Source organism: Paenibacillus sp. J14, assembly GCF_000518465.1.
Classification (GTDB): Bacteria; Bacillota; Bacilli; order Paenibacillales; family Paenibacillaceae; genus Fontibacillus; species Fontibacillus barengoltzii.
The window spans coordinates 41596-65525 of record NZ_JADQ01000017.1 but is presented as its reverse complement, the minus strand read 5'-3'; the positions used below and the strand labels follow the sequence as shown (position 1 = coordinate 65525).

The following is a 23930-nucleotide window of genomic DNA, read 5'->3' as shown; positions in this document are numbered from 1 at the left end:
CGTGTTGTGTTACATTCCTCTTTTTTATTTACAAAATTCCGTCGATTATTTGCACCCAACTTCGGAATGCCTAAATTTTTCCTTTCTATACCTTTAGTCCTATTCTATAATGTTAGCAAAATTTACATATCAGGGGTGGGAGTATGAATCGGAACGAAAGGTTGGGAAGAATCGCTGCTTGGCTTAGTGTCGGCTTCACGGCGGTCCTGGCTGTTTGTGCGTTATGGGCAAAGACGCCATGGTATATCCCCTGCCTTGTGCTATTTACTTTGCTCAGCTTGGGGTCTTCGTTGTTCTTTGGAACCGGCCTGCGGGCAGCACTGGGAGGCGGGGCGCTGGCGGGCAAGCGTTCTCCTTCGGGGACAGGTGAATCCCAGCGGGAGGAAACTGATTGGACGGCAGTATTCAATGAGTCGCTAGTGGCGGCGGATCGACTGCAGGCGGCGGTTGGCGAAGTGAGCGAGAGCCTCGAGCAGCTGCAACGATTAGCCGATACTGCAGCGGCCGAGGATCTGAAGCTCAAGCAAAGCAGCGAACGTTCGCTGGAACAGGTGCAGGAGAGCCTGGCGGCAATGGAAGAGGTGGCGGCCTCGGCCTCCCAAATCCATGACGCAGCGGGGCATTTGCTTACCCGCAGCGAAAACACTCGAGCCGAGGCCATGCGTATGGCGGGAGCGCTCGAAACCGTAGACGGCACCATTCGTTCTTTGGCGCAATCCCAAGAGTCGATCGTGGGGCCGATGGAGGATCTGGAGGGGAACACCCGGAAGCTGGGCGCATTGTATCGGAGCTTGGAGGAGATCGCGGCAGAGGTCGCGTTGCTTGCGCTGAATGCGTCGATCGAGGCGGCTCGTTTGGGCGAGCAGGGGAAAGGTTTCGATGTCGTCGCCGTGCGCATGCGCCAGTTGGCGGATCAAAGCACCAGGGCGATCAACTCCTCCGCCCCGTTGTTCCAGCAAATCTCGGCGGATGTCGAGCGTGTGAAGTCCACGCTGATAGAGGGACGTGACTCGGCCCTGGAAGGAATTTCGCTGATGAAGCGAATGGGGGAGGACATCCGGTTCATTGCGAATGAAGTGGCAGAGGTGAACGGGCTGGTTGCCGAGGCGGGACAGCGAAGCCGGGAACAAGCCGAGCTGACGCGGAATATGGAGGCGATGCTAAGCGAGGTGCATGAGGCTCTCAATCGGAGCATCACCCATGTGGAGGGAGCGCTGGCTCGGATGGAATCGGAGCGAGAGCATATTTCCAAGCTGCAGACGGTGGTCGTGGGCTTGGATCGGGCCCAGGGCGAACTGATGGTATCATTGAACTCCGTCCATTCCGGGGCGGATCCGGCTGCCGGTGGCGAAGACGCGGTGGCCCTTGGTCAAGCCTATGCCCGGAAGCTGCTGGAGGCAGCCGAACAGCCAGGTTTCCGCATGCTGGAGCCGGCTAGTCACCGGGCTGCACTGGAGCAGCTGTTAGCCGCAGAGCCTGGTCTAGAAGCGGCCTGGTCGAACCGCAAGGACGGCTCTTTTATCGTATCCATTCCGGAAGCCGGCTTGCTTAACGCCAAAGGACGGGACTGGTTCCGCCAGGCGATTGCCGGAGAGACGGTTGTCTCCGAAGTGTATATCTCCGCGATCACCAAGCGGCGTTGCATGACGCTGGCCGTGCCGATTGTCCGGGAAGGTGAAGTCATTGGTGTCCTGGGAGCCGATTTGTCTTTAGAACGGGGCTAAACAAAGGAATAACGGATTAGTTATTGTCAGTCCTCCGCTTTTCCCCTATAATCCAATAGAGAAGAAAGCCTTAAGACAAGCGTACAATTTGTGCCCGTAGGTCCTGGAGCAACGGTGAAGCATGCCGTACCGCTTCGGGTTAAAAGGGAAGCCGGTGCAAATCCGGCACGGTCCCGCCACTGTAAACAGGGACGAGCTCATGATGCCACTGTCGCCCGCGAAGGGAGATGGGAAGGCGAGTTTTCGTCGAGACCTGGAAGTCAGGAGACCTGCCACGGGAATTCAAGACGGTCCTTCGAGGAAAGGATAACGTTCTGCCAAGAGCATCATGGCTTGGCGCTGCCATCGTGGAGTCTCTCCGCTTTGCGTGCGCACAGCATGACTTTGTAGACGTAACCCCATCCGCTAGGATTGGGGTTTTTTCTTTGTGCCGGTAGAGGGTTAGCCGGACTTCTTCGCCGCCGGCTGCACAACGTACCGCTGGAACACAAGGCGTTTCTTTATTTACTGAAAAATAAAGCAAGGGGAGATCTGGAGATGAAAAACTGGAGAAGACTAGGAAGCCTGTGGCTGCTGGCGTTGCTGCTGGTGCTTGCGGCCTGCGGTAACAATAACGCCGTCACCCCGGGGACAGGGAACACAGCGGACGCTGCACAACCGACGCAAAACGCTGGAACGAACGCGGCGGCGGACAATTCGGCGGCACAAGAGACGACTTACCCTTATACCGTCACTGATTCTACCGGTAAAGAGTTTACGTTTGAAGCCGCGCCGGAACGTATCGTCTCGCTGGCGCCTTCGGAGACGGAAACGCTGTTTGCACTGGGACTGGACGAGCAAGTCGCTGGCGTATCCGACCTGGATGATTATCCTGAAGCGGTGAAGGACAAACCGCGGATGGGCGGGTTCCAGGTGAATGTCGAGGCAATCGTGGCGGCGCAGCCGGACCTAATTCTTGCGGCGAGCCTGATCGATGAAGCAACGGTCAAAAACTTGACGGATATGGGATATAAAGTGTTCCAGTCCAATCCGAAGACGATCAACGAAGTAATGGAGCATATTCGGACGATCGGCGAAATTACCAACCATCAGGCTGAAGCTGCTGAAGTGGTCGGCAAGATGAAGGAAGAGGTCCAAACGGTAACTGATGCGGTAGCTTCGCTAAGTGAAGACCAGAAGAAGAAGGTCTACATCGAGTTTTCTCCGGGATGGACGGTTGGCAAAGGCGAATTCATGGATGAGATGATCACGTTAGCTGGCGGCATCAACGTTGCTTCCGATGTCAAGGGATGGTCCGAGATCAATGAGGAACAAATTATCCAAGCGAACCCGGACGTCATTTTATACGCGAAAAGCGTTGTTGACGAAAATAACAAGACGTTAGCGGACATCATCAAAGGCCGTTCAGGCTGGGACCAAATTACGGCCGTGAAGGAGAACCGCATTATCGCTCTGGACGATAACCTGCTGAGCCGTACGGGCCCTCGCGTCACGCAAGGGCTGATTGAAGTGGCCAAGGCGGTTCACCCGGATTTGATCCAGCCATGAAGCGCGGCAAATTCGCCGGATACGGAGTCATCGGGCTCTTGCTCCTGGTTGTGACGCTGCTGCTCTGCATCGGCATCGGCTCCGTTTATGTGCCTGCTGGAGAAATCGCGGCGATCTTGCTGCACAGGCTCCCGGGGTTAGACCGCCTGATCACGCCGGATTGGACGACGGCAGCCGAGCAAATCGTCGTCCAGGTCCGGTTGCCTCGCGTGCTGCTCGGGATGCTGGTCGGCGCTTCGCTCGCCGTAGCGGGCGCCGGCTTCCAAGGGGTGCTGCGCAACCCGCTGGCGGATCCGTTTACACTGGGCGTATCGTCAGGTTCGGCAATCGGTGCGGCGGTGCTGATCTTTTTCGGATGGCAGTTTTCCCTGTTTGGGATCTTTACGCTTCCGATGGTTGCGTTCCTGGCGGGGGCGGTTACGTTATGGATCGTGATTTGGCTGGCTAGAGAGAACGGACGGCTGCCGATTGAAAGTCTGGTTTTGTCCGGCGTCGTGATGCAATCGTTCCTAGGGGCTGTTGTCTCCTTTTTAACGGCAATGTCGAAGAAAACCATTAATGAAATTTACTATTGGACGATGGGCAGTTTAAGCTTGCGCGGATGGTCGTATACGGCCATCCTTTTGCCGTATTTGCTGCTGGGAGCCTTATTCCTTTGGAGCCGGGCTAAACATTTGAACCTGCTGACTTTAGGTGAACGTCAAGCCTCCCATTCCGGGATGGCCGTAGAACGAACCAAACTAGCTGTGTTGCTCGTTGCTACACTGATGACGGCGGCTGCGGTATCCGTGTCAGGGGTAATCGGATTCGTAGGCCTGGTCGTTCCGCATATGATCCGTCTGATCACCGGCCCGGATTATCGGCTGATCATTCCTTTGTCGGCGCTGGGCGGCGGGATATTTATGATGTGGAGCGACTTGGCGGCTCGCTCGCTGCTGGCTCCAACGGAGGTCCCGCTGGGCATCGTCACCGCCTTTGTGGGGGCGCCTTTCTTTGGGTATCTGTTGTATCGGAAGAAGAAACAGAGGGAGGAGGAGCTGCGTTGATCAAGGTGTCTGGGGTTGCCAAGGCGTTTGGCCGGCTGGAGGTGCTTCACGGTGTGGACTGGCAGGTTGGCTCCGGTGAGTTTTGGGGCTTGATTGGACCCAACGGCAGCGGCAAAACAACCTTGCTCAACTTGATCTCCGGCGTGGAGAAGCCGGATGCCGGCGAGATTGCGTTGAGCGGACGACCGCTTTCGTCGTATTCGCGCAAGGAGCTGTCGCGCAAGGTCGCCGTCCTTCAGCAGGACGGGCTTCCGGCTGTGGCTTTTACGGTGCGTGAAGTGGTGGAAATGGGGCGGTTCGCCCATCAGGATTGGCGCGGCAAGGAGATCGGCGGGGCGAAGGCAGGCGAACGCCTCATTGATGGAATTATGGAACGTCTCGACCTGAAGGAGCTGGAGCATCGTCCGCTGAGTGCGCTTAGCGGGGGGCAACGCCAGCGGGTAGCACTTGGGAAGGTGATGGCTCAGCAGCCCGAGCTGGTGCTGCTCGATGAACCAACAACCTATTTGGATTTGCGTTACCAGATGCAATTTATGGAGCTGGTGGCCGAATGGCAGCGCGATGCCGGACTTACCGTCGTTTCAGTGATGCATGATTTGAATTTGGCTGCCTTGTTTTGCAGCCATCTCTTAGTGATGAGCGGCGGGCAAATTGTGGCGCAAGGCGCGCCGGACGGCATTTTGTCACCGGAGCTGGTTGAAACCGTATTTGGAGTTCAGGCCCATCAAGTGGTTCATCCGGATTCGGACGTTCCGCAGCTATTGCTGCGCCGGGCAAGTTTAGGTTAAGGGTACGAGTCAGTAATACAGAAAAGGGGAATATGGTTATGGCATACAATTCAGTCGAACAGCTTGCGCAAGCAATTACTCCTTTGGACGAAGCAGCGATGAAAGCGGCGCAGGTCCATTTGGACCAGTTGACGAAGCCGCCGGGAAGTCTCGGGAAGTTGGAAGGATTGGCAGTGAAGCTGGCAGGGATCACGGGGAAAGTCCGTCCTGTGTTTGACAAACGGTCGGTGATCGTGATGGCAGCGGATCACGGGGTCTGTGAGGAAGGGGTCAGCGCGTTTCCGGCGGAAGTGACACCCCAGATGGTACATAACTTTTTGGCCGGAGGCGCTGCCGTAAATGTGCTGGCACGTCAAGCTTCAGCCGATGTCGTTTGCGTCGATATCGGGGTAAATGCAGAAATGTCGCACCCGGGGTTGCTGCAACGTAAGCTGCGTTACGGGACAGGAAATATGGCTAAGGGACCGGCGATGAGCCGGGAGGAAGCTGAAGCTGCCATTCGCGTTGGGGCTGAGGTGGTCGCTGATGCAGTGTCTCAAGGCGTTCGACTGTTTGTCACAGGGGAGATGGGCATCGGTAATACTACAGCTAGCGCCGCAATTATGAGCAGCCTGACGGGGATCGCACCGCAGCAGAGCGTTGGTCGTGGAACCGGGGTCAACGATGAACGGCTTCGGCACAAAATTTCCGTCGTGGAGCGGGCACTGGAGGTAAACCGTCCAGATGCCAACGATCCGCTGGACGTGCTGGCTAAGGTCGGCGGCCTGGAGATTGCCGGAATGACCGGCGTTATTCTGGGAGCTGCGGCTCATCGCTGTCCCGTCGTGATCGACGGCTTTATTTCTACTGTGTCCGCGCTGCTAGCGGTGCGCCTTGAGCCGAAAGCCGCCGACTATCTCATCGCATCCCACGTCTCCCACGAGCAGGGACATCGTGCGCTTCTGCAGGCGCTAGGCCTGAACCCAATGCTGGAGCTGGACATGCGGCTTGGGGAAGGCACAGGCGGCGTACTGGCGCTTCACCTCGTTGATGCAGCATGCCGGATCGTTGCCGAAATGGCGACGTTCGAAAGCGCGGGTGTCGCGTCCGGTGAAGAAAATGGCGGGGGGATCAAGTGATGAAGATCCTGGTGACCGGCGGAGCCCGCAGCGGCAAAAGCACGTTTGCTGAACGTTGGGTCATGAAACAGGCAACATCCGCGGATTACGTCGCAACGGCGCAAGCTTTTGACGACGAGATGAAAGAACGCATCCGTCTGCATCAGCTCCAGCGGGAGCAAAGCGGGTTCAACTGGACGACGCATGAAGCGCCGCTCGAACTTGCAGAGCTGCTGCATAAGTTGGGTGAACGGCCGGTTGCGAAGGAGAGCACGGCTGCCGAAGTCGCCGGTCCCGTGGTGTTGATCGACTGCCTGACGTTGTGGTTGTCGAACGTGCTGCTTGGGGCAGGAGAAGGGGCCGATGCTGTGGACGCCGTTATGACGCGGGAAATTGAGCGGTTGATCGCTGCGGTCGAGGCTTTTGTCGGCACTTTGGTGATGGTTACAAACGAGGTTGGCAGCGGAATCGTGCCGGAGTATCCGCTTGGCCGACAATATCGGGATTGGGCCGGGCAGTTGAACCGAAAAATAGCGTCAATCGCGGATCAGGTGTTTCTGGTTACCGCCGGCATCCCCATCGAGTTGAAAAGCAGGGAGTATCGCTTATGACGAACGGACCAGAGCACAAAGCGCCCTCCGGGGCGGGTAAGCATGGAGCTCTGCAGCCGATCTTGGCGGCCTTCCAGTTTCTGTCACGCTTTCCGGTACGGGCTGAACTGGATTTTACAACGGACTTGCTGCGGCGCAGTATCCCCTATTATCCGCTTGTCGGAGCAGCAATCGGCGCTGTCGTCTGGGCAGGCGGCTTGCTTGCCGACTGGCTGCTTCCTTCGTACCCGGCAGCCATCCTTTCCTTATTGATTTGGGTTGGATTAACTGGAGGTTTGCATTTGGACGGTTGGATGGATACGGCCGACGGACTGCTGAGCTACCGGTCACGCGACAAGATGCTTGAGATCATGAAAGACAGCCGGGTAGGCGCCATGGGCGTGCTGGCCTGCGTCCTATTGCTGATGCTCAAAGCCTCGCTGCTGACCTCGCTCTTCCAAGGGGGCCTGCTGACGTCAGGGCTGGCGATATGGCTGGCACCTCTGTGGAGCCGGTGGTTTATGACCCGGGCGATGCACCGCTGGCCCATGGCCCGGCAAGGTGAGGGATTGGCTGCGCAATTCCACGGCTTCAGTGAACGGGATGCCTGGGGGAGCACCATCATGGCGGTGACGATATCCGTTGTAGTGTTGCTGCTCACTTTGCTCGTGTTGCTGGGAGGAATGGAGGAATCGGCTTTGCTGCGATCGCTGCTGTTTATCGGCCTGTCTCCCTTTATCGCCTGGGCGGCGGGAACTTGGGCCGCTCGACGAATCAATGCCAAGCTCGGCGGTTTGACCGGCGATACCTACGGGGCGCTGGGCGAAGGGTTGGAAGCTGTCCTGTTGCTGCTTGCGGTGCTGATCTTTTCAAATTGATATTTCAAGGTCAGAGGCGCTTTAGGCGGAAGGGAGACCTTTGGCTTTGGGCGCTTTTGCACCATTATCCCCTTGGATCAGAACCAAGGAGAAGAGAAAGGTAGAACTAGATCGAGAGATCCATCGGTATTCCAAAGTGAGTATAGGACGGCAGTAGGTAGCATAGCGGCAATCGAGCACGTCTCTGCAAGCTAGCTGGATGAAAGGGATAATTATGTTGCTGCGAGCGCTTTTGCACCATTATCCCCTTGGATCAGAACCAAGGAGAAGAGAAAGGTAGAACTAGATCGAGAGATCCATCGGTATTCCAAAGTGAGTATAGGNCGGCAGTAGGTAGCATAGCGGCAATCGAGCACGTCTCTGCAAGCTANCTGGGCGAAAGGGATAATTTATGTTGCTGCGGGCTTCTTTGCACCATTATCCCCTTGAATCAGAATCAAGAAGGTTAGAGTTGGGAAGGCGAAATAAGGTACCTAAGAGATAAAGACGGACAGCTGGAAGCGGAGAAACATGTTGGGCAAGCACCACCGGCTGAGTGAAAGGGATAATGGTGAAAAAGCGTGCGGAATTACCACTGGCTGAACGAAGGGGATAATGGTGAAAAAGCGTGCGGAATTACCACTCCCCTGAACAAAAGGGATAAAGGTGCAAAAGGGCCTGACGAGACATGGTACTACACGTACGGATTGGGAAGGAGGGAACGCGCGATGGGCGAAAAGCATAAGAAGCTTTGGGATCAGGATTGGGCAAAAAGCGAACCAACAGCATCAGGGGCTGTGCTCATGGTTCAAGGGACAGCGTCTGACGTGGGGAAGAGTGTGATCGTGACGGCACTGTGTCGTATTTTTGCGCAGGATGGGCTTCGACCGGCTCCGTTCAAGTCACAAAATATGGCCTTGAACTCGTATGTTACGGCGGACGGTCAAGAGATTGGACGGGCCCAAGGCATTCAGGCAGAGGCTTGCGGCATCACTGCCACCACCGAAATGAACCCGGTACTGATCAAGCCAACTGGGAACATGCACTCGCAGATTGTTGTACATGGGCGTCCTTACCGTCACCTTAGCGCATCTGATTATCGTGAGGAGTTTCTGCCCCACGCCAAGCCGCTGGTCATGGAAGCGCTCGGTCGGCTCCGCGATAGGCATGGCATTGTGGTGATCGAGGGGGCTGGAAGCCCAGCGGAGATCAACCTGAAGCAACGGGATATCGTTAACATGAACTTGGCCGAATGGGCGGATGCTCCCGTGATTTTGGTGGGGGATATCGACCGTGGCGGGGTGTTTGCCTTTCTTGTTGGTACCCTGGAGCTGCTTGAACCGCACGAACGCGCTCGCGTAAAAGGGTTCATTATCAATAAGTTTCGCGGCGATCTGTCTCTGCTGCAGCCTGGCCTGGATTGGCTGGAGCAGCGGACCGGAATCCCCGTACTTGGAGTTCTCCCCTACCTAAATAATCTGGAGATCGAAGCGGAGGATTCCGTTGTCCTGGATACCTATCCAGCTCGTTCAGCGCCATCCGCAACGCAGGAGCTGGATATCGCCGTTATCCGTTATCCGCATATTTCTAACTTCACGGATTTTGACCCGTTGGCAGCCGAACCGGACGTATCGTTACGTTATGTAAGCAAGCTGTCAGAACTTGGACATCCCGATGTGGTGATTTTGCCGGGGACCAAGGATACGATCAGCGATCTGGAATTTTTGCGCGGGCAAGGGCTGGCAGGGGCAGTTTGCAACCTGATCGATGAGGGGACGCACACCCAGCTGGTCGGAATTTGCGGCGGATATCAAATGCTGGGCGAACAACTGCATGACCCTGAAGGCGTAGAGTCCAATGAACCGAGGTCGGCATTGGGTCTGGGCCTGCTCCCCTTGGCTACAACCTTTCTCCCAGGTAAAAAAACGGTGCGCGTGCACGGATATACGTGCGAGGACCATCCGATCGCATTGCATCCTCAGAACCAGGAGCTGCCGATCTCAGGCTATGAGATTCATGCCGGATCAACCCAGCAGTTGCGGGACACTCGTCCCTTATTTATGCTTCGGGTCAATGAGGAGCCAGTACAAGGGTCAGGGACAGCCCCGGAGTTAGAACAGGCTGAGACGCAAACACATCCGGAAGGCGCAGCCCGCGCCGATGGCAGGGTGTTTGGGACGTATCTGCACGGAGTGTTCCATAATGATGCCTGGCGACGTGCTTGGCTGGACGGACTGCGTACGAGCAAAGGGCTGGAACCTTTGAACGTCACCTTTGTTTCTTCCTCACGGAAGGAGGAAGCCTTCGATCGGTTAGCGGAGCAGGTTCGCAGGCATTTGCGCATGAATCTCATTTACGACATTATTGGGATCCAAGGTAAGCTTTGACAAATTGGGTAAGGATAAGGTAGGATAAAAGTACGCTTAATTTTCGATGGGTAAAGTCGAAAAGCGGGGGAACCAATCTTTTGGGGCGAATCGTTGCAAGTTTAACGTAGGGAACCATCTTCCCGAGCCCGTCAGCTAACCTCGTTTGCAGTGGATGGGTCATTTTTAATATTATTTCAGTCATCATTTAATGACCCTGTTCTTTGAAGCGGGGTCTTTTTGCGTTCTGCAAGACCTTTGACCCGAGCATTCGGCGGAGTACTCGCATTCACTGCAAGTTTCGAGCTTCTTCTTTACGCATCGTACTAATAAAGGAGGAGAGGATTTATGGCTAGTCCGAAGTACATCACCGATATTGCCAAGGTGAGCCAGTTGTCCGAGCAGGAGCGGCAGGACTTGAAACCGATTACCGACAAATTTGTTTTTCGGGTGAACGACTACTATTTGAGTTTGATCGACTGGAATGATCCGGAGGACCCGATCCGCAAGTTGGTGATCCCCAATACGGGAGAACTGAAGGAATATGGGCGCTGGGACGCTTCTGACGAAGCGGCGAACTACGTGGTGCCTGGCTGCCAGCACAAATATCGAACGACCGCGCTGCTGATTGTGTCCGAGGTTTGCGGCTCCTATTGCCGATACTGCTTCCGTAAACGGTTATTCCGCAACGATGTGAAGGAAGCGATGGCGGATGTCACACCTGGCATTGAGTACATCGCACAGCATCCGGAGATTAATAACGTCCTGTTAACCGGCGGTGACAGCTTGATCTTAGCGACCAGAAAGCTGCGTTCGATTCTCGAGCGGCTAAGAGCTATTGAGCATGTAAAAATCATCCGCCTCGGTTCCAAAATTCCTGTGTTTAATCCTATGCGTATTTATGAAGATCCGGAGTTGCTGGATCTGATTCGGGAGTTCTCCACCGTTGATCAACGGATTTATGTTATGGCGCATATCAATCATCCGCGCGAAATTACCCCTGAGGCCAAAAGAGGGTTCCAGGCGCTGCACGACGCCGGGGCTATCGTGGTCAATCAAACGCCGATTCTCAAAGGCATCAACGATGATGCGGCCGTGCTTGGTGAATTGCTAGATCGCTTATCTTGGGCTGGCGTCACTCCGTACTATTTCTTTATTAATCGTCCCGTAGCCGGAAATGCTGACTTTGTCATCCCATTGAAACGAGCGTATGAGCTAGTAGAGGAAGCGAAAGCCCGTACTTCAGGGCTTGGAAAGCGCGTGCGATTATCGATGAGTCATTCTTCAGGAAAAATCGAAATCCTGGCTATCGAAAACGGGCAGGCCTATCTCAAGTATCATCAGTCCCGGGACGGTGAATACGGCAAGTTTATGATTTTGCCTTGCCCGGATGATGCGACCTGGTTTGACGATTTGCCAGGCAGTGAAGCGTACTGGAAGAAGCCGGAAAAGAAGCTGGATTCGAAGGCGGATACGCAATCGGATCAGACAACAGAAGATGCGGCTTCTGCAAGCCCAGTGACGATTTAAGGGATAAAACAAAACGTACCCTTTCCGTTTCCCCGATCAGGGGAACGTGAAGGGTACGTTTTATTTTTAGAGTCAGATCCGGAATTTTGCAATCGATTCCTGCAACGACAACGCCTGCTCATACAGTGAGCGAACTGTACGCGCGTGCGCTTCCATTTCGTCCAGCTGTTGCTGCGAGTAGCTGCTGATTTGCTCCATGTTCTCCAGCGATTTGGCGGTAATATTGGCCGATTCCTCTACCGATGCGGTGACTTCCTCGGTACCGGCAGATACCTCTTGGGTGGAGGCTGAAACCGATTGAATCGTCAAGTTCACGTTCTGAATCAGCTTCGTTAATTGTTCAAACGCTTGACCCGCTTGCTTCACCCGTTCGGTTCCGGAGACGATTTCCTCGCTGGCCCGCTGCATGGCGTTGACCGAATTTTCCGATTCTTCTCGGATACTGAGCAGGTTCTCGCCGATTTCCTCCATCGCTCGGCGGGACTGTTCAGCCAGCTTACGAACTTCCTCGGCCACGACAGCAAAGCCTTTGCCGTGTTCGCCGGCACGTGCAGCTTCAATCGCCGCGTTCAGCGCCAAAATATTAATTTGCTTCGTAATTTCTGTAATGGTACCTACCACGTTCGAAATGGACTCGGAACGATCATTCAGCGTGCGGATATGCTCCAACGTGCGATTAGCCGCATCTTCGACATGCTGCATTTGCGTAACCGCTGTTTGCGCCAAATGATTTCCGGCGTCAGCCTCCTCTGCAGCTTGTCCAATCCGTTCCGTGACTTCGGCAGACGAAGACGCAATATGCTGTACACCTTGCGAAATTTCTTCCATCGCACGGGCGTTTTCGGCTGCTGCGGAAGCAATCGTCATGCTGCCCGCTTCGATTTCCTTCGTAGCTGCATTGGAACGGGCAATCAAATCTTCAAACGTTGTCACCGATCGGGATAAGTTCTCAGATCCGTCTACGACCACTTGGGACGTTTGCATCACTGCAGCGAACATGTTTTTGAGCTGAAGCGTCATCGTTTGGAAGCTTCCGGCGAGTTGGGCAATTTCGTCATGTCCTTTCACTTCGATGGTATGACGGAAGTCTCCGCCAGCCATTTGCTCCGTGACCTTCACCAGCTTGCGAATTGGCTTCGTGATTCGCGTACTTGCAAAATACGCTGCGGCCATGCCCACCACAATGACAAGTAAGGTGATGCCGATACAGATGTATAAAATTTGGTCTTTCTTCTTATCGATGAAGGTAGCGTCAAGGCCCACGGCGAGCATCGCTTTGCTGCCGGGAATCGCGATGAAAGCTGTTTTGTGCGAGCCGAATTTGTCGGTATACAACTCACTGATTTGTACCCCGCCATTGGCCGCAGCGGTCATGGCCGGCTGAAGCTCCAGCTTGTCGCCGGGGGTCATCTCCGAGTTCTCATTCGTCGCCAGAACTGTAGCGCCGTCATCTTGAATATGTAGTAAATAAGCAGTGCTCAAGTTGTAGTCCTTAGTGCTCTTCGTCAAATACGATTCCACCGCAAAACGGGAGTTATCTTTACCGCTGAGCAATTGCAGGGATTGGGTCGTATCTAACCTTTTGAAGATGTCTTGAGTACTAGTTTGCAGCACTTTATCGAACTGTGGCAGCACATTTTGCTCAATGATCCCCATAGAGATGTTATAAAAGCTGACGCTAAATAAAAGTGAAGATACGACAATAATCACCGCATAGGTACTCATCAATCTGCGGCTGATGGAGCGATTAATGACATTGAACACGAGAATCCTCTCCGTTTCCCCTTTAAAAATGTGATGTATACGCTTGGCTGTCTCTCTATTCTTTTTAACCAGCGGTTCATAAGTATCATTTTATAGGAAAAAAGGTCCTTTGAAAATGAAAAAAATACTACTTTTTTTGGTTTTCGTAAAAAGTTTCAAAAAAAACGTCTAAATCTATCGGAAAATGGATAAAAAGAGAGCCCTGCGACCCTTTTTGCAGATCACCAGAGCTCTTTGAGTAGAAAAGTAACGTATCATGTTAGATATGGGTTAATTGTTTGGGATAAGAAGTGAGAACTTCAACGCCGGTTGCGGTGACTAGAACGTCGTCTTCGATACGAACTCCTCCGACGCCAGGCACATAAATGCCAGGTTCAACCGTAAAGACGTGGCCTTCTGCGAGAAGAAAATCGTTCTCCCCATGAACCGATGGGAACTCGTGTACGTCGATCCCCAGCCCATGGCCAAGGCGATGGATAAAATAAGGTCCATAGCCGGCAGCTTCGATTACTTCGCGGGCGGCGCGGTCAATAGAGGCGAAGGTGACACCTGGCCGAATGGCGGCAATCGCAGCTTCGTTAGCTGCCAGCACCGTTTCATAAATCCGGACCAGTTCCTCAGATAGCTCGCCCACCGCAAAGGTACGCGTAATGTCGGAGGCGTAGCCATCCGCATAAACGCCGATGTCAAACATCAGCAGGTCGCCGCGCCGGATTTGCCGATCACCGGGGACGCCATGCGGCAGGGCGGTTTTCTCGCCGGACAGCACCATGGAATCGAAGGAAGGTCCGTCTGCACCAAGCTTGCGGATTTGGTACTCGACTTCTGCAACCAGCTCATTTTCGGTTACGCCTTCCTTTACTTTTTTCAGCGATTCGCTGAGCACCTGTTCGATCAGATCTACGGCATGTTTGATTTTTCCAACCTCTTCCGGGCTTTTCCGCACCCGCATGTCCCGAAGCCAAGGTCCAATGTCAACTGATTCGGAGAAGGAGAGCTTCTCCTGCATCCGCTCAAAATTTGCCACCGAGACTTGCTCCTTCTCAAAGCCCAGCGTCCCTAGCGAGCCCCCAAGTCGTTGCTTCAAGATCGCGTAAGGATCATCTGTGTCGCCATGGGTAAGGATCTCCGTTACGTTCGCCGCTTTACGGGCAGCCTCTTCATCCAGTGCAGGGACAACCAAAAAAGGCTCGCTTCCCGCCTGAAGGACGGCGCCGAGGAAGCGTTCATGCGGATTGCTGAGAAAGCCGGTCAGGTAATACACATGCTTCGGATCCGTAATTAGCAGCGTATTGACGCCGGAATCACGCATTTTGCGTTCTAATGCAGTCCATTTATTATTCATTTGGCAAAAAACTTCCTTTCGTTCAGTCTCTTGTTCCATTATAGGCCAAAGCAGGGAGGAACGATAGTTAGAGTCGTTGCACCGGGCGGGCAGGGGTGAGGCGGATGACTATTATAGGCAAAAGGTTTACTTTTTAAATATTTTCAATAAAATAGAAAGAGGTTATCATATTCAAATTTGAATATAAACAAAGGAGAGAAGATATTGGCTACCGCAACGAAAAAATCGACCCGGCTCATCTTGTTCGGATTGATGCTGGGGATTCTGATGTCGGCGATGGACAACACGATCGTAACAACGGCGATGGGAACGATCGTTGCCGATTTAGGTGGGATAGAGCAGTTCGTTTGGGTGACTTCGGCCTATATGGTGACGGTGATGGCGGGGACGCCGATTTTTGGCAAGCTGTCAGATATGTATGGCCGGAAACGCTTCTTCTTATTTGGCATCGCCATGTTCTTGCTTGGCTCTGTGTTATGCGGGCTCGCCGGAAGCATCGTGCAGCTGAGTATATTCCGGGCGATCCAGGGGATCGGCGGGGGAGCGCTGATGCCGATTGCGTTTACGATCATTTACGATATCTTCCCGGTGGAGCAACGCGGGAAAATGACCGGGCTAATGGGTGCCGTATTTGGCACGTCGAGTATTTTTGGCCCGTTGCTGGGTGCATTTATCACGGACTCGCTGAGTTGGCATTGGGTTTTCTATATTAATGTACCGATCGGCATCGTGTCTTTGGTGTTGATTATCCTCTACTACAAGGAGTCGCTGACGCATGCGAAGCAGCAGATCGACTGGGGCGGGGCGTTTACCTTGGTTGGCGCCGTGGTGTGTCTGATGTTTGCCTTGGAACTGGGCGGCGAGAAATATGCATGGAATTCTGCCGTGATTTTGGGATTGTTTGCGGGTTTTGCCGTGCTGTTTGTCGCGTTCCTGCTGTACGAAACGAAAGCGCAAGAGCCGATCATTTCATTTGAAATGTTCAAAAACCGGCTTTACGCGACAAGTTGTTTGTTGGCGTTATTTTACGGGAGTGTATTTATCGTTGCGACGGTATATATTCCAATCTTCGTGCAGGGCGTCTATGGCGGCTCAGCGACCAATTCCGGCATTATTCTGATGCCCATGATGATCGGCTCGGTGGTTGGCAGTATGCTGGGCGGGATGCTCGCTTCCCGGATCCCCTATCGCACGGTGATGGGCTTGTCGGTGATTTGCTTCGTTGGCGGTATTTTTGCGCTTAGTACGTTAACGAATGATTCGTCTCGCTTGTTGCTTACGCTTTACAGCATCTTGACCGGATTTGGCGTTGGCTTCTCCTTCTCGGTGCTCAGCATGGCATCTGTGCATCACTTTGACATGCGGCAGCGCGGAGCGGCGACCTCAACCAACTCGTTCCTTCGATCGTTAGGGATGACGCTGGGGATTACGATCTTTGGCATCGTGCAGCGCAACCTGATGTCGGGGGCGATGGCCGATGCATTTGCTGGAATGGGACAAGGCGGCGGGAACTTTGGCGATACTCAGGAAGCATTAAGCCCCGAGAAAAGAGCGCTGATTCCGCCTGAGATTTTGGACAAGATTACAGAGGCGTTGTCCACTTCGATTGCGCATACGTTTATGTGGGCCCTCGTTCCTACCGTTGGCGCCGTGCTCGTCGTACTCGCCATGCCGAAGGACCGGATCGAGCGCAAGGCGTTAAAGCCGTCGGAACAGCGGGGGTAATCGGGAATGAAAGGTGTAGCGATCCGTCTTTGTATTTTGGGTTTGCTGCTTGAGGAGGATCAGCATCCTTATGAGATGCTCATCCGCATCCGGGATCGGTTCCTCGATCAGCACGGCAATTTCAAAATCGGCTCGCTGTATTACGCCGTCGACCAGTTGGCCAAATCGGGAGATATTGAAGCGGTGGAGACGATTTACGGCGAGGGCCGTCCGGACAAGACGGTCTACCGGATCACGGACAAGGGCCGGGAGTATTTTCAGAAACTGCTGATCGAACGGTTCCAGGAGGAAGTGTCCGCCTATCATCCGCTGCATGTTGCGTTGGCATTTGCCAGACATGGGGATCGGGAGAAGCTGATCGCCATGCTGCAAGACCGAATTCGTAATGCGGAGCATGAGGTCAATTTGAGCTACCAGGTTTACGAAGAACATCAGGGGATCGTGCCAAGGAGCGTACTGCACTTGATGGTGGGACGTTACGAGCATGCCCGGACAGAGCTTAATTGGCTGCGGCGGCTGCTCAAAGACGCTGAGGCCGGACAACTAGGGAACCGCGAGCCGGTTGATTTACTCAATGAAGAGGAATAAAAAAGAAACTCCCCGGGTACCGTGCGCGGCTTGCGCTGACGGTAACCGGGGAGTTTTTTTATGCATCCGGTCGCAATTCTTTGACCAAGCTTGGCGGTGTTCGGCCTTCGAGGGCAGCCACCAGGTTTTCTGCGGCTCGCATCGCCATTTGCCGGCGAGTTTGGTCCGTCGCTGAGCCGATATGCGGCAAGGTTACTACGTTCGGCAGCTTCAACAGCGGATGGTCCGGATCGATCGGTTCCTTCTCGAACACATCCAATCCTGCACCGTAGATTTGGCGGTTCTGCAAGGCGGCGGTCAGCGCTTGCTCATCAACGGTAGCCCCTCTGGAGGCGTTGACGAACACGGCCGTCGGCTTCATCAAAGCAAATTCCCGAGCGCCGATCAGCTTGCGCGTTTCCGGTGTGAGCGGCGTGATTAGCACGATAAAATCAGCTTCCTTCAGCAGCTCATCCAAGGTGCAATAGGTCGCACCCAGTCTAGCTTCGGCCTCCGGTTTCCGGCTTCGGTTGTGATACAACACCTGCATCCCAAAGCCGAATTGCCCGCGGTGGGCCACGGCTTCGCCAATTTCGCCCATTCCGATGATGCCAAGCTTCTTATGGTGGACGTCAAGACCAAACAAGTTTTGGCCGTCCCCGCGTTTCCATTTCCCTGCTTTCACATATCGGTCCAGTTCCGATACCCGGCGGGCGACGTCCAGCATCAAGGCGAAAATCAAGTCGGCGACGGTGTCATTCAGAACGGCGGAGGTGTTGGTCCCCAGCACGCCGCGGGCTTTCATTGCTTCGAGATCAAAGTTGTTGTAGCCAACGCTGATATTGCTGACAACTTTTAATTTGGGAGCATGATCCAACAGCTCCTGATTGATGCTGCGGTCCGCGGTCAACAATCCCTCGACGTCGCTTAAGCTGGCTAGAAGTTGGGCGCGGGTGATCGGTTCGTCGCCTTCCCATTTGCGGATTTCACAATGCTCTGCCAGATAATGTTCGACTTCCGGGGGGATCGGCCGGGAGATAAACACTTTTGGTTTCATGAGGTTCTCCTCTCTCAGGGGGATAGATCCATTGTTACGCACACCACGTAGACAAGGATTTAGCGATTATCGACTTTTTCCGGATACATATCATGATTAAGCAGGCGATGTTCCGCCATCGCTTCGTACTTGGTGCCGGGACGGCCATAGTTGCAGTAAGGATCGATGGAGATGCCGCCGCGCGGCGTAAATTTGCCCCAGACTTCGATGTATTTCGGATCCATGAGCTTGATCAAATCGTTCATGATGATGTTCACACAGTCCTCATGGAAATCGCCATGGTTGCGGAAGCTGAACAGGTAGAGCTTGAGCGACTTGCTTTCCACCATTTTGATATCGGGAATATAGCTGATGTAGATGGTGGCGAAGTCAGGCTGTCCCGTGATCGGACAAAGGCTGGTAAACTCCGGGCAGTTGAATTTTACAAAATAATCACGGTACGGATGTTTATTGTCAAAGGTCTCTAATACCTCAGGCGCGTAGTCAAAAGGATATTTGACGCCCTGGTTGCCCAGCAGGGTTACGTCTTGCATTTCTTCGGGTTTTCTTCCGGCCATATGAAGCCCTCCTTATAGATATATTCGCGTTGCCGTATGGGCTGTGCGTAAGGGATTGCGTGAAACGGTGTACGGGGGGAAAGGTTAGGGCAAAAGCTCTAACGGACCGTACAGCCTTTATTTGCTGATTTCCCGGCTATTTCCCGCTGTAACGGACTCCAACGCCCTTATTGGGGTTCATTCGCAGCCGATGTGCTCTTCTCTGCGAAATAAGGTCTTCTGAGTCCGCTAGAACGGGGAAGCCCCCTTGGAGCCGCAAATAACGTCTCTGGTGTCCGTTAGCCGCGGGGGCCCCGCTACACGCCTCGTTTGTTGCCCCAGACGAGGGCATGCAGCTGCGGCAACACCCGGACGTTGTTCAAATCCGGCGTGGCCATCACCTTGTCGATGAGCGCTTCGTAGCGGCGCAGCAGGTCGGACGCATGCTCCTGGATGTCCATCCGCTTCACGTCCGGGTTCCCTACCTGCACATACATCGGCACGTTGGGGTAGCGGGCGTGCACTCGCTTGGCATAGGCGAGATCGTCGTCATCGAACACGACGACCTTCAAGCTGACGGCCAGCGGGTGCGGCCGGGCAGCCAACCTGGTGACGATATCGTCCAGCACGTCCCAGTTGGTGTCCATGCCCGAGCTTGGCGGCTTCGGCGACAAGGTCACCTGGTCGATCTCGGCCAGCCAATCCTGCCAGCGCGAGCCTTGAGTCTCGACCGCGACGGCGATCCCTTCGGCGTGAAGCAGCTCCACCAAGCCAGCCAGCTGCGGCAGGAGGGCAGGGTTGCCGCCGGACAAGGTGACATGGGAGAAACGGTCGCCTCCGATGTCACGCAGCTCGCCAAGGATCTCCGCTGGAGTGAGGCGGCGGATCATATCCTTCCCGCTGCCGTCCCAGGTGAAGGCGGAGTCGCACCAAGAGCAGCGATAGTCACAGCCGGCGGTGCGAACGAACATCGTTTTTTGCCCGATCACCATCCCTTCACCTTGGACAGTGGGGCCAAAAATCTCCATAACAGGGATCGGCAGTTCGCGATGCTCTTGCAAGGTTGCATCCTTATTCATCCCGCATCCACTCCCGTCTTGCTTCCGCATAGCTGGTAGGCGTTTCATAGAGGCGGACGAACTCCGTCCGAGCCTCCAGCACCGGATTGCGATAAGCTTCCGATTGCAACGCCTCTTCCATTTTCTCGAACAGCCACACCACCATATTTTCGGCGGTGGTATTCATCGGCGGCAGCGTTTCATTAATATAACGATGGTCCAGATAAGTTTCAATTTCGTTCTTCCAAATCTCCTTGATCGTGCCAAAATCAACGGTCATGCCGATCTCATCCGGCCGGCCGCTGATGCCAAATACCACTTTGTACGTGTGGCCGTGCAGGTTTTTGCACTTGCCGTCGTACGCGTGCAGGTGGTGTGCGGCATCAAAAGTGAACTCCTTGCTCACCAGCACCCGGCGACGGTGATAACGCAGCTGGTCCCGGCGGATGTCCTGGTCCAGCTTCTGCAGTGCTTCAACGATGCGAAATTCTCCCGGTGTCCGGTTCATCGTGAATTCGCCTCCTGGCGTTCCTGCAAGTATTTATCGAGCCCGGCTTTTCTCAGCTTGCAGGCCGGACATTCACCGCAACCGTCGCCGATGATGCCGTTGTAGCAGGTGAGCGTCCGTTCACGGACGAAATCAAACGCTCCAAGCTCATCGGCCAGCTTCCAGGTCTCCGCCTTGTCAATCCACATCAGCGGCGTATGGATCACAAACTCGTAATCCATCGCCAAATTCAAAGTTACGTTCAGCGACTTCACGAATACGTCGCGGCAGTCGGGATAACCGCTGAAGTCGGTTTCGCACACGCCGGTGACGATATGCTTGGCACCGACGCCTTTGGCAAGAACGGCAGCAAAGCTGAGGAAGAGATGGTTCCGGCCGTCCACAAACGTGCTTGGCAGTTCTCCCTCCTGATGCTCAATCGCAATGTCGCTGCGCGTCAAAGCATTGGCCGTTAATTGCCCAAGCAGGCTCATATCCAGTACGGTGTGCTTGATCCCAAGCTCAGCGGTAATCGATTTGGCGCATTCGATCTCCAGCTTATGGCGTTGGCCATAATCAAATGTCACAGCCTCAACCTCGCCGAATTGCTGGATCGCCCAGAACAGACAGGTCGTACTATCTTGACCGCCGCTGAACACCACAACTGCTTTTTCCTTTTTAAGCATAAAAAACCCTCCGTCTTCTTTAATAGTGAAGCGGGAATCGTTCGTCCCCGGCCCATTGTGATAGAAGAAAGAGAGTTCTTGAACTGATCACAAAAAAACAAGCCCATTTCGACCGGCAGGCTGTCCTTAGCGCTGCGACTCCGTTGCCGTACAGCAAATGGCATGCGAGCGCGAAGAACCCGCCGAATCAAGGCAGGGCATTTATAGTTTTTTATAGAGGGAGTTCTCGAACCTCTCCCGTGCATTTCCATGAGGATTCGCACGGATTTCTTCTTCAATTTCGTGATGCGCTGGGGTTCAGGCCCCTAGGCACAAACCCCATTATAACATATTTTGCGCGCAGGGGAAGTGAAGGGAGGGGGTGGTGTACTTTTTTTAATGAAATTACGTAAATTTGGTTCACAAACGAGCGAATCTCACCGATAATGGAAGAGATTAACTCTAGGAGGGATATCATGCGAAAAATCAAAGGGTTGGCCATTCTACTGTCGCTGCTCCTGGTAGCGCTCACGGGATGCCAGGCGGTTGGCGGATTTGATGTGGCCAAAGCGCTAGCCAACAGCACCAAGACGATGAGCAGTGAGTCGAAACAGACGGTGACCGTCGAAGTTGTACCGGCTGAATCGGCTAAGTTGACGGCAGAAGACCAAAAAGCCATTGATCTCATTAATTCTTTCTCTCTGAATATCGATAGTGCTAAGGTGCAAGATACCAAACATATCTCGATGAAAGGCTCCGTTGGCTTGAAGGGTGAGAAGATTCCGTTCCTCTTCTCCATGGACGACAAGGGGATTGCGCTGCAGGTTGAAGGCGCGAAGCAGCCGTTGTACATACCTCAGACGATTGAGGGCGTGGACCTGCCTGACATGAGCGGCTTGGAATCCGGGGCGCAGGAGCTTAGCGTCAAGTTGGCTGAATTCGTACTGAAGCATTTCCCGAATCCTTCGGTGTTGACCGTGAAGCAAACGTCCTCGCAGGTGAATGGGGAGACGCTGAGCTTGACGAACCTGCATGCCGAAGTGCGCGGTGACGAGCTGTTTGAGCTGATTAAGCCGTTCCTCGCCAGCGCGGTGAAGGATGAGCAGGGGCTGAAAGATCTGATCGGTGGTTACTACGATCTGTTGATGCCAATTCTGAACCTGTCGGGTGTTGAGGAGGATGCCGAAATCACGCCGGAGCAGGCGCAGGAAGCGAAGAAGGAAGCCGTGGATGAGCTGTACAAAGAACTTCAGCAAGGCATTGAAGAGCTGCTGTCTTCTTACGACCAAAAGGTAGCCGAATTGTTCGCAGAGATGCCGGAGCTGGCAACGGTATTTGGCAAGGATACGGTGCTGAAACTGGATCTCTATTTTGATGGCAAGCTGAACATCCGCAAACAAGCTATGGAATTGAACATCGCGCTGCCGGCTTCCGAGGATCTGCCGATTTCTGCGATTAAAGTGCGCAGCGACAGCGAAATGTGGAACATCGGCGGGACGGTCACCGCGGACCAAGTGGATACAAGTGCCGGTGTGATTGACGTGACGGAAGCAGAGTTGACTCCAGGGCAAATTTTGCGCAATTTCCAAGGTTCTGCTCCGTTGTACAAATTGCTCAAAGAAGACCTGGATTTGACCCATAAACAGCTTGTACTTGATACCCAAAGCGACTACTATGGATTGATCACGAAGAACGGCACCTCCTTTGTGCAGTTGCGTTACTTGTCTGAACAATTAGACGCCGAAGTGAAATGGGCACCGGAGACCAAACAGATTATTGTAATCGATGACCTGACTGGCAAGGAGATCGTCCTCAAAGTTGGCTCGAAGCAAGCAACGGTAGGTGGCGAGGCGGTTACGCTGAACCAGCCAGCTTTTGTGCATGAGGATGGGATGACTTACGTGCCGCTCCGCTTCCTGGCAGAGGCGCTTGGCGCATCTGTGGATTTCGACGTTGACGGCTGGATTACGATCATTAGAGAGTAAGCAAAAATGGACCTTTCCGAGCTATCCTGAGGATGGCTTAGGGAAGGTCCTATATTTTTGGCTGGAGATTGATTAATTGCCCCTGCCCAGGTATAATGATAATCATTATCAATAGAAAATGGGGGCAGTACAACATGAAGGTTTTCAAACATCGCTTTCTTGCGGTGGCGACGGTGCTGTTGCTGACGTTCGTGCTTGCGGCTTGCGGCCAAAACAGCGGCAATACGGCAAACGATGCGGCATCGAACAATAATGCAGCAGGAAACGCGCAATCCGGCAACGGATCCAATGATTCTGCCGAAGGACAAGCGGCAACGAAGGTTTACAAGGACTACACCGGGCAAGAGGTTGAGATTCCAACCCATCCACAGCGGATTGTATCGATTACACATCTGGGTGACCTGTTGGCTCTCGGCGTGAAGCCGGTTGGGGCAGGCTCACTTGCTTTGGAAAATTCGGTTCTGCTGAACAAGGAACTGGAAGGCGTGGAAAGCGTCGGCGATATCTCCGTAGAGAAAGTGCTGGAGCTTCAGCCGGATCTGATTATTGTTCCAACCTATACGCCAGCCGATATCGTTGAGCAATTGAAGAAAATCGGTCCGGTTATCACTCTCGCCACCACGGGCTGGGAAGGCATTGACCCGTTGGAGGAAGTGAAGACGGTGGGCGAAATGCTGGGCCGTGAGCAACAAGCAGAGGAATTTATTACCCGATATAAACAAAAAGCCGAGGAGGCCAAAGCCAAACTCAGCGAGGTCATTGGACCTGACGAAACCGTTGGGACGTATTCAATCTGGGCGAAGAACTTCTGGGTATGGCCGAAAACTCGGGATGCCGGCTATAACCTGTACGAAATGTTTGGCTTGAAGCCGCAGGAGAAGATCGAGAAAGAGGTATTCCCGACTACTGGCGCAGATATTTCGTTGGAGGTCGTTCCGGAATATGCTGCGGACCATATGTTTGTGACAGTGTATGAACCGGACGGCGGGAAGGAACGTGCAGAGGAAGTCATGAATGGACCGGTGTGGAAAAACATCCCTGCCGTGAAAAATAACCATGTGTACCTGCTGAACTACAAAGAGTTCTGGATGGTCGATGGACTAAATCTGGAGAAACAGCTGGATATTCTGGTGGATCTGATCGTCAGCCAAAATCAAAAATAAACCAAACTAAGAGGGCCGTTCCTCGCGTCGTT

20 protein-coding genes and 3 riboswitches are annotated in these 23930 nt (G+C 53.9%); of the genes, 13 read left to right on the top strand and 7 right to left on the bottom strand.

Features of this window, described 5'->3' with window-relative positions; translation table 11 throughout:
- Window positions 1-143 precede the first annotated feature (143 nt).
- The 9 genes from M891_RS0108730 (at window position 144) to M891_RS0108685 (ending at window position 11546) form a co-directional block, all read left to right on the top strand.
- Complete coding sequence (locus M891_RS0108730) at window positions 144-1724, top strand: methyl-accepting chemotaxis protein (RefSeq protein ID WP_028538552.1); 1581 nt, start codon at window positions 144-146, stop codon at window positions 1722-1724.
- A gap of 80 nt (window positions 1725-1804) precedes the next feature.
- Window positions 1805-2015, top strand: a riboswitch (cobalamin riboswitch).
- 246 nt (window positions 2016-2261) lie between these two features.
- The gene (locus M891_RS0108720) at window positions 2262-3272 is read left to right on the top strand and encodes an ABC transporter substrate-binding protein (protein WP_028538550.1); all 1011 of its coding nucleotides are present in this window, start codon (window positions 2262-2264) and stop codon (window positions 3270-3272) included.
- Window positions 3269-4318 carry a FecCD family ABC transporter permease gene (locus tag M891_RS0108715; RefSeq protein WP_028538549.1) on the top strand — a complete coding sequence of 350 codons (1050 nt, stop codon included), beginning with the start codon at window positions 3269-3271 and terminating at the stop codon, window positions 4316-4318. Before M891_RS0108720 ends, M891_RS0108715 begins: the two co-directional genes overlap by 4 nt.
- The gene (locus M891_RS23590; RefSeq protein WP_036645964.1) at window positions 4315-5106 is read left to right on the top strand and encodes an ABC transporter ATP-binding protein; all 792 of its coding nucleotides are present in this window, start codon (window positions 4315-4317) and stop codon (window positions 5104-5106) included. The genes M891_RS0108715 and M891_RS23590 overlap by 4 nt, the downstream gene beginning before the upstream one ends.
- Before the next feature lie 38 nt (window positions 5107-5144).
- On the top strand, window positions 5145-6224 hold the full coding sequence (cobT, locus tag M891_RS0108705) for a nicotinate-nucleotide--dimethylbenzimidazole phosphoribosyltransferase (RefSeq protein ID WP_028538548.1): 1080 nt from the start codon (window positions 5145-5147) through the stop codon (window positions 6222-6224).
- Window positions 6224-6814 carry a bifunctional adenosylcobinamide kinase/adenosylcobinamide-phosphate guanylyltransferase gene (gene cobU, locus M891_RS0108700; RefSeq protein ID WP_028538547.1) on the top strand — a complete coding sequence of 197 codons (591 nt, stop codon included), beginning with the start codon at window positions 6224-6226 and terminating at the stop codon, window positions 6812-6814. The genes cobT and cobU overlap by 1 nt, the downstream gene beginning before the upstream one ends.
- Window positions 6811-7671, top strand: a complete 861-nt coding sequence (cobS, locus tag M891_RS0108695) for an adenosylcobinamide-GDP ribazoletransferase (protein ID WP_051416881.1) — start codon at window positions 6811-6813, stop codon at window positions 7669-7671. Before cobU ends, cobS begins: the two co-directional genes overlap by 4 nt.
- Window positions 7672-8378: 707 nt before the next feature.
- Window positions 8379-10037 carry a cobyric acid synthase gene (locus tag M891_RS0108690; RefSeq protein ID WP_028538545.1) on the top strand — a complete coding sequence of 553 codons (1659 nt, stop codon included), beginning with the start codon at window positions 8379-8381 and terminating at the stop codon, window positions 10035-10037.
- A 23-nt stretch (window positions 10038-10060) separates the two neighbouring features.
- Window positions 10061-10202: riboswitch (cyclic di-AMP (ydaO/yuaA leader) on the top strand.
- A gap of 162 nt (window positions 10203-10364) precedes the next feature.
- The gene (locus M891_RS0108685; protein WP_028538544.1) at window positions 10365-11546 is read left to right on the top strand and encodes a KamA family radical SAM protein; all 1182 of its coding nucleotides are present in this window, start codon (window positions 10365-10367) and stop codon (window positions 11544-11546) included.
- A 72-nt stretch (window positions 11547-11618) separates the two neighbouring features.
- Here M891_RS0108685 and M891_RS0108680 read toward each other — a convergent pair whose 3' ends face one another.
- Window positions 11619-13310, bottom strand: coding sequence for a methyl-accepting chemotaxis protein (locus M891_RS0108680; RefSeq protein WP_028538543.1), 1692 nt, complete (start codon window positions 13308-13310; stop codon window positions 11619-11621).
- Window positions 13311-13569: 259 nt separating this feature from the next.
- A complete protein-coding gene (locus tag M891_RS0108675; protein ID WP_028538542.1) occupies window positions 13570-14655 on the bottom strand; it encodes a M24 family metallopeptidase in 1086 nt (361 codons plus the stop codon).
- Between the two features lie 201 nt (window positions 14656-14856).
- Between M891_RS0108675 and M891_RS0108670 the strand changes: the two genes are divergently transcribed.
- Complete coding sequence (locus M891_RS0108670) at window positions 14857-16380, top strand: MDR family MFS transporter (RefSeq protein WP_255315383.1); 1524 nt, start codon at window positions 14857-14859, stop codon at window positions 16378-16380.
- Between the two features lie 6 nt (window positions 16381-16386).
- Entirely contained in the window at window positions 16387-16968 is a 582-nt protein-coding gene (locus M891_RS0108665; protein ID WP_028538540.1) for a PadR family transcriptional regulator, read from the top strand.
- 58 nt (window positions 16969-17026) lie between these two features.
- On the opposite strand, the gene M891_RS0108660 is transcribed toward M891_RS0108665, so the two are convergent.
- From M891_RS0108660 to queC, 5 genes are all read right to left on the bottom strand, one after another.
- On the bottom strand, window positions 17027-18004 hold the full coding sequence (locus M891_RS0108660) for a 2-hydroxyacid dehydrogenase (RefSeq protein ID WP_028538539.1): 978 nt from the start codon (window positions 18002-18004) through the stop codon (window positions 17027-17029).
- A gap of 59 nt (window positions 18005-18063) precedes the next feature.
- Window positions 18064-18561 (bottom strand): preQ(1) synthase, encoded by a 498-nt coding sequence (queF, locus tag M891_RS0108655; protein ID WP_009226069.1) that lies wholly within the window; start codon window positions 18559-18561, stop codon window positions 18064-18066.
- A 296-nt stretch (window positions 18562-18857) separates the two neighbouring features.
- Window positions 18858-19619: a 7-carboxy-7-deazaguanine synthase QueE gene (gene queE / locus M891_RS0108650; protein ID WP_016313039.1), complete on the bottom strand. Its 762-nt coding sequence runs from the start codon at window positions 19617-19619 to the stop codon at window positions 18858-18860.
- A complete protein-coding gene (queD, locus tag M891_RS0108645; RefSeq protein WP_028538538.1) occupies window positions 19612-20106 on the bottom strand; it encodes a 6-carboxytetrahydropterin synthase QueD in 495 nt (164 codons plus the stop codon). The genes queE and queD overlap by 8 nt, the downstream gene beginning before the upstream one ends.
- Window positions 20103-20771, bottom strand: a complete 669-nt coding sequence (gene queC, locus M891_RS0108640; RefSeq protein WP_016313037.1) for a 7-cyano-7-deazaguanine synthase QueC — start codon at window positions 20769-20771, stop codon at window positions 20103-20105. The genes queD and queC overlap by 4 nt, the downstream gene beginning before the upstream one ends.
- A gap of 197 nt (window positions 20772-20968) precedes the next feature.
- Window positions 20969-21012, bottom strand: a riboswitch (PreQ1 riboswitch).
- A 214-nt stretch (window positions 21013-21226) separates the two neighbouring features.
- Between queC and M891_RS0108635 the strand changes: the two genes are divergently transcribed.
- Together M891_RS0108635 and M891_RS0108630 are read left to right on the top strand one after the other, a co-directional pair.
- Window positions 21227-22735, top strand: coding sequence for a copper amine oxidase N-terminal domain-containing protein (locus M891_RS0108635; protein ID WP_036699802.1), 1509 nt, complete (start codon window positions 21227-21229; stop codon window positions 22733-22735).
- A gap of 134 nt (window positions 22736-22869) precedes the next feature.
- Complete coding sequence (locus M891_RS0108630) at window positions 22870-23898, top strand: ABC transporter substrate-binding protein (protein ID WP_028538536.1); 1029 nt, start codon at window positions 22870-22872, stop codon at window positions 23896-23898.
- Window positions 23899-23930: the final 32 nt, after the last annotated feature.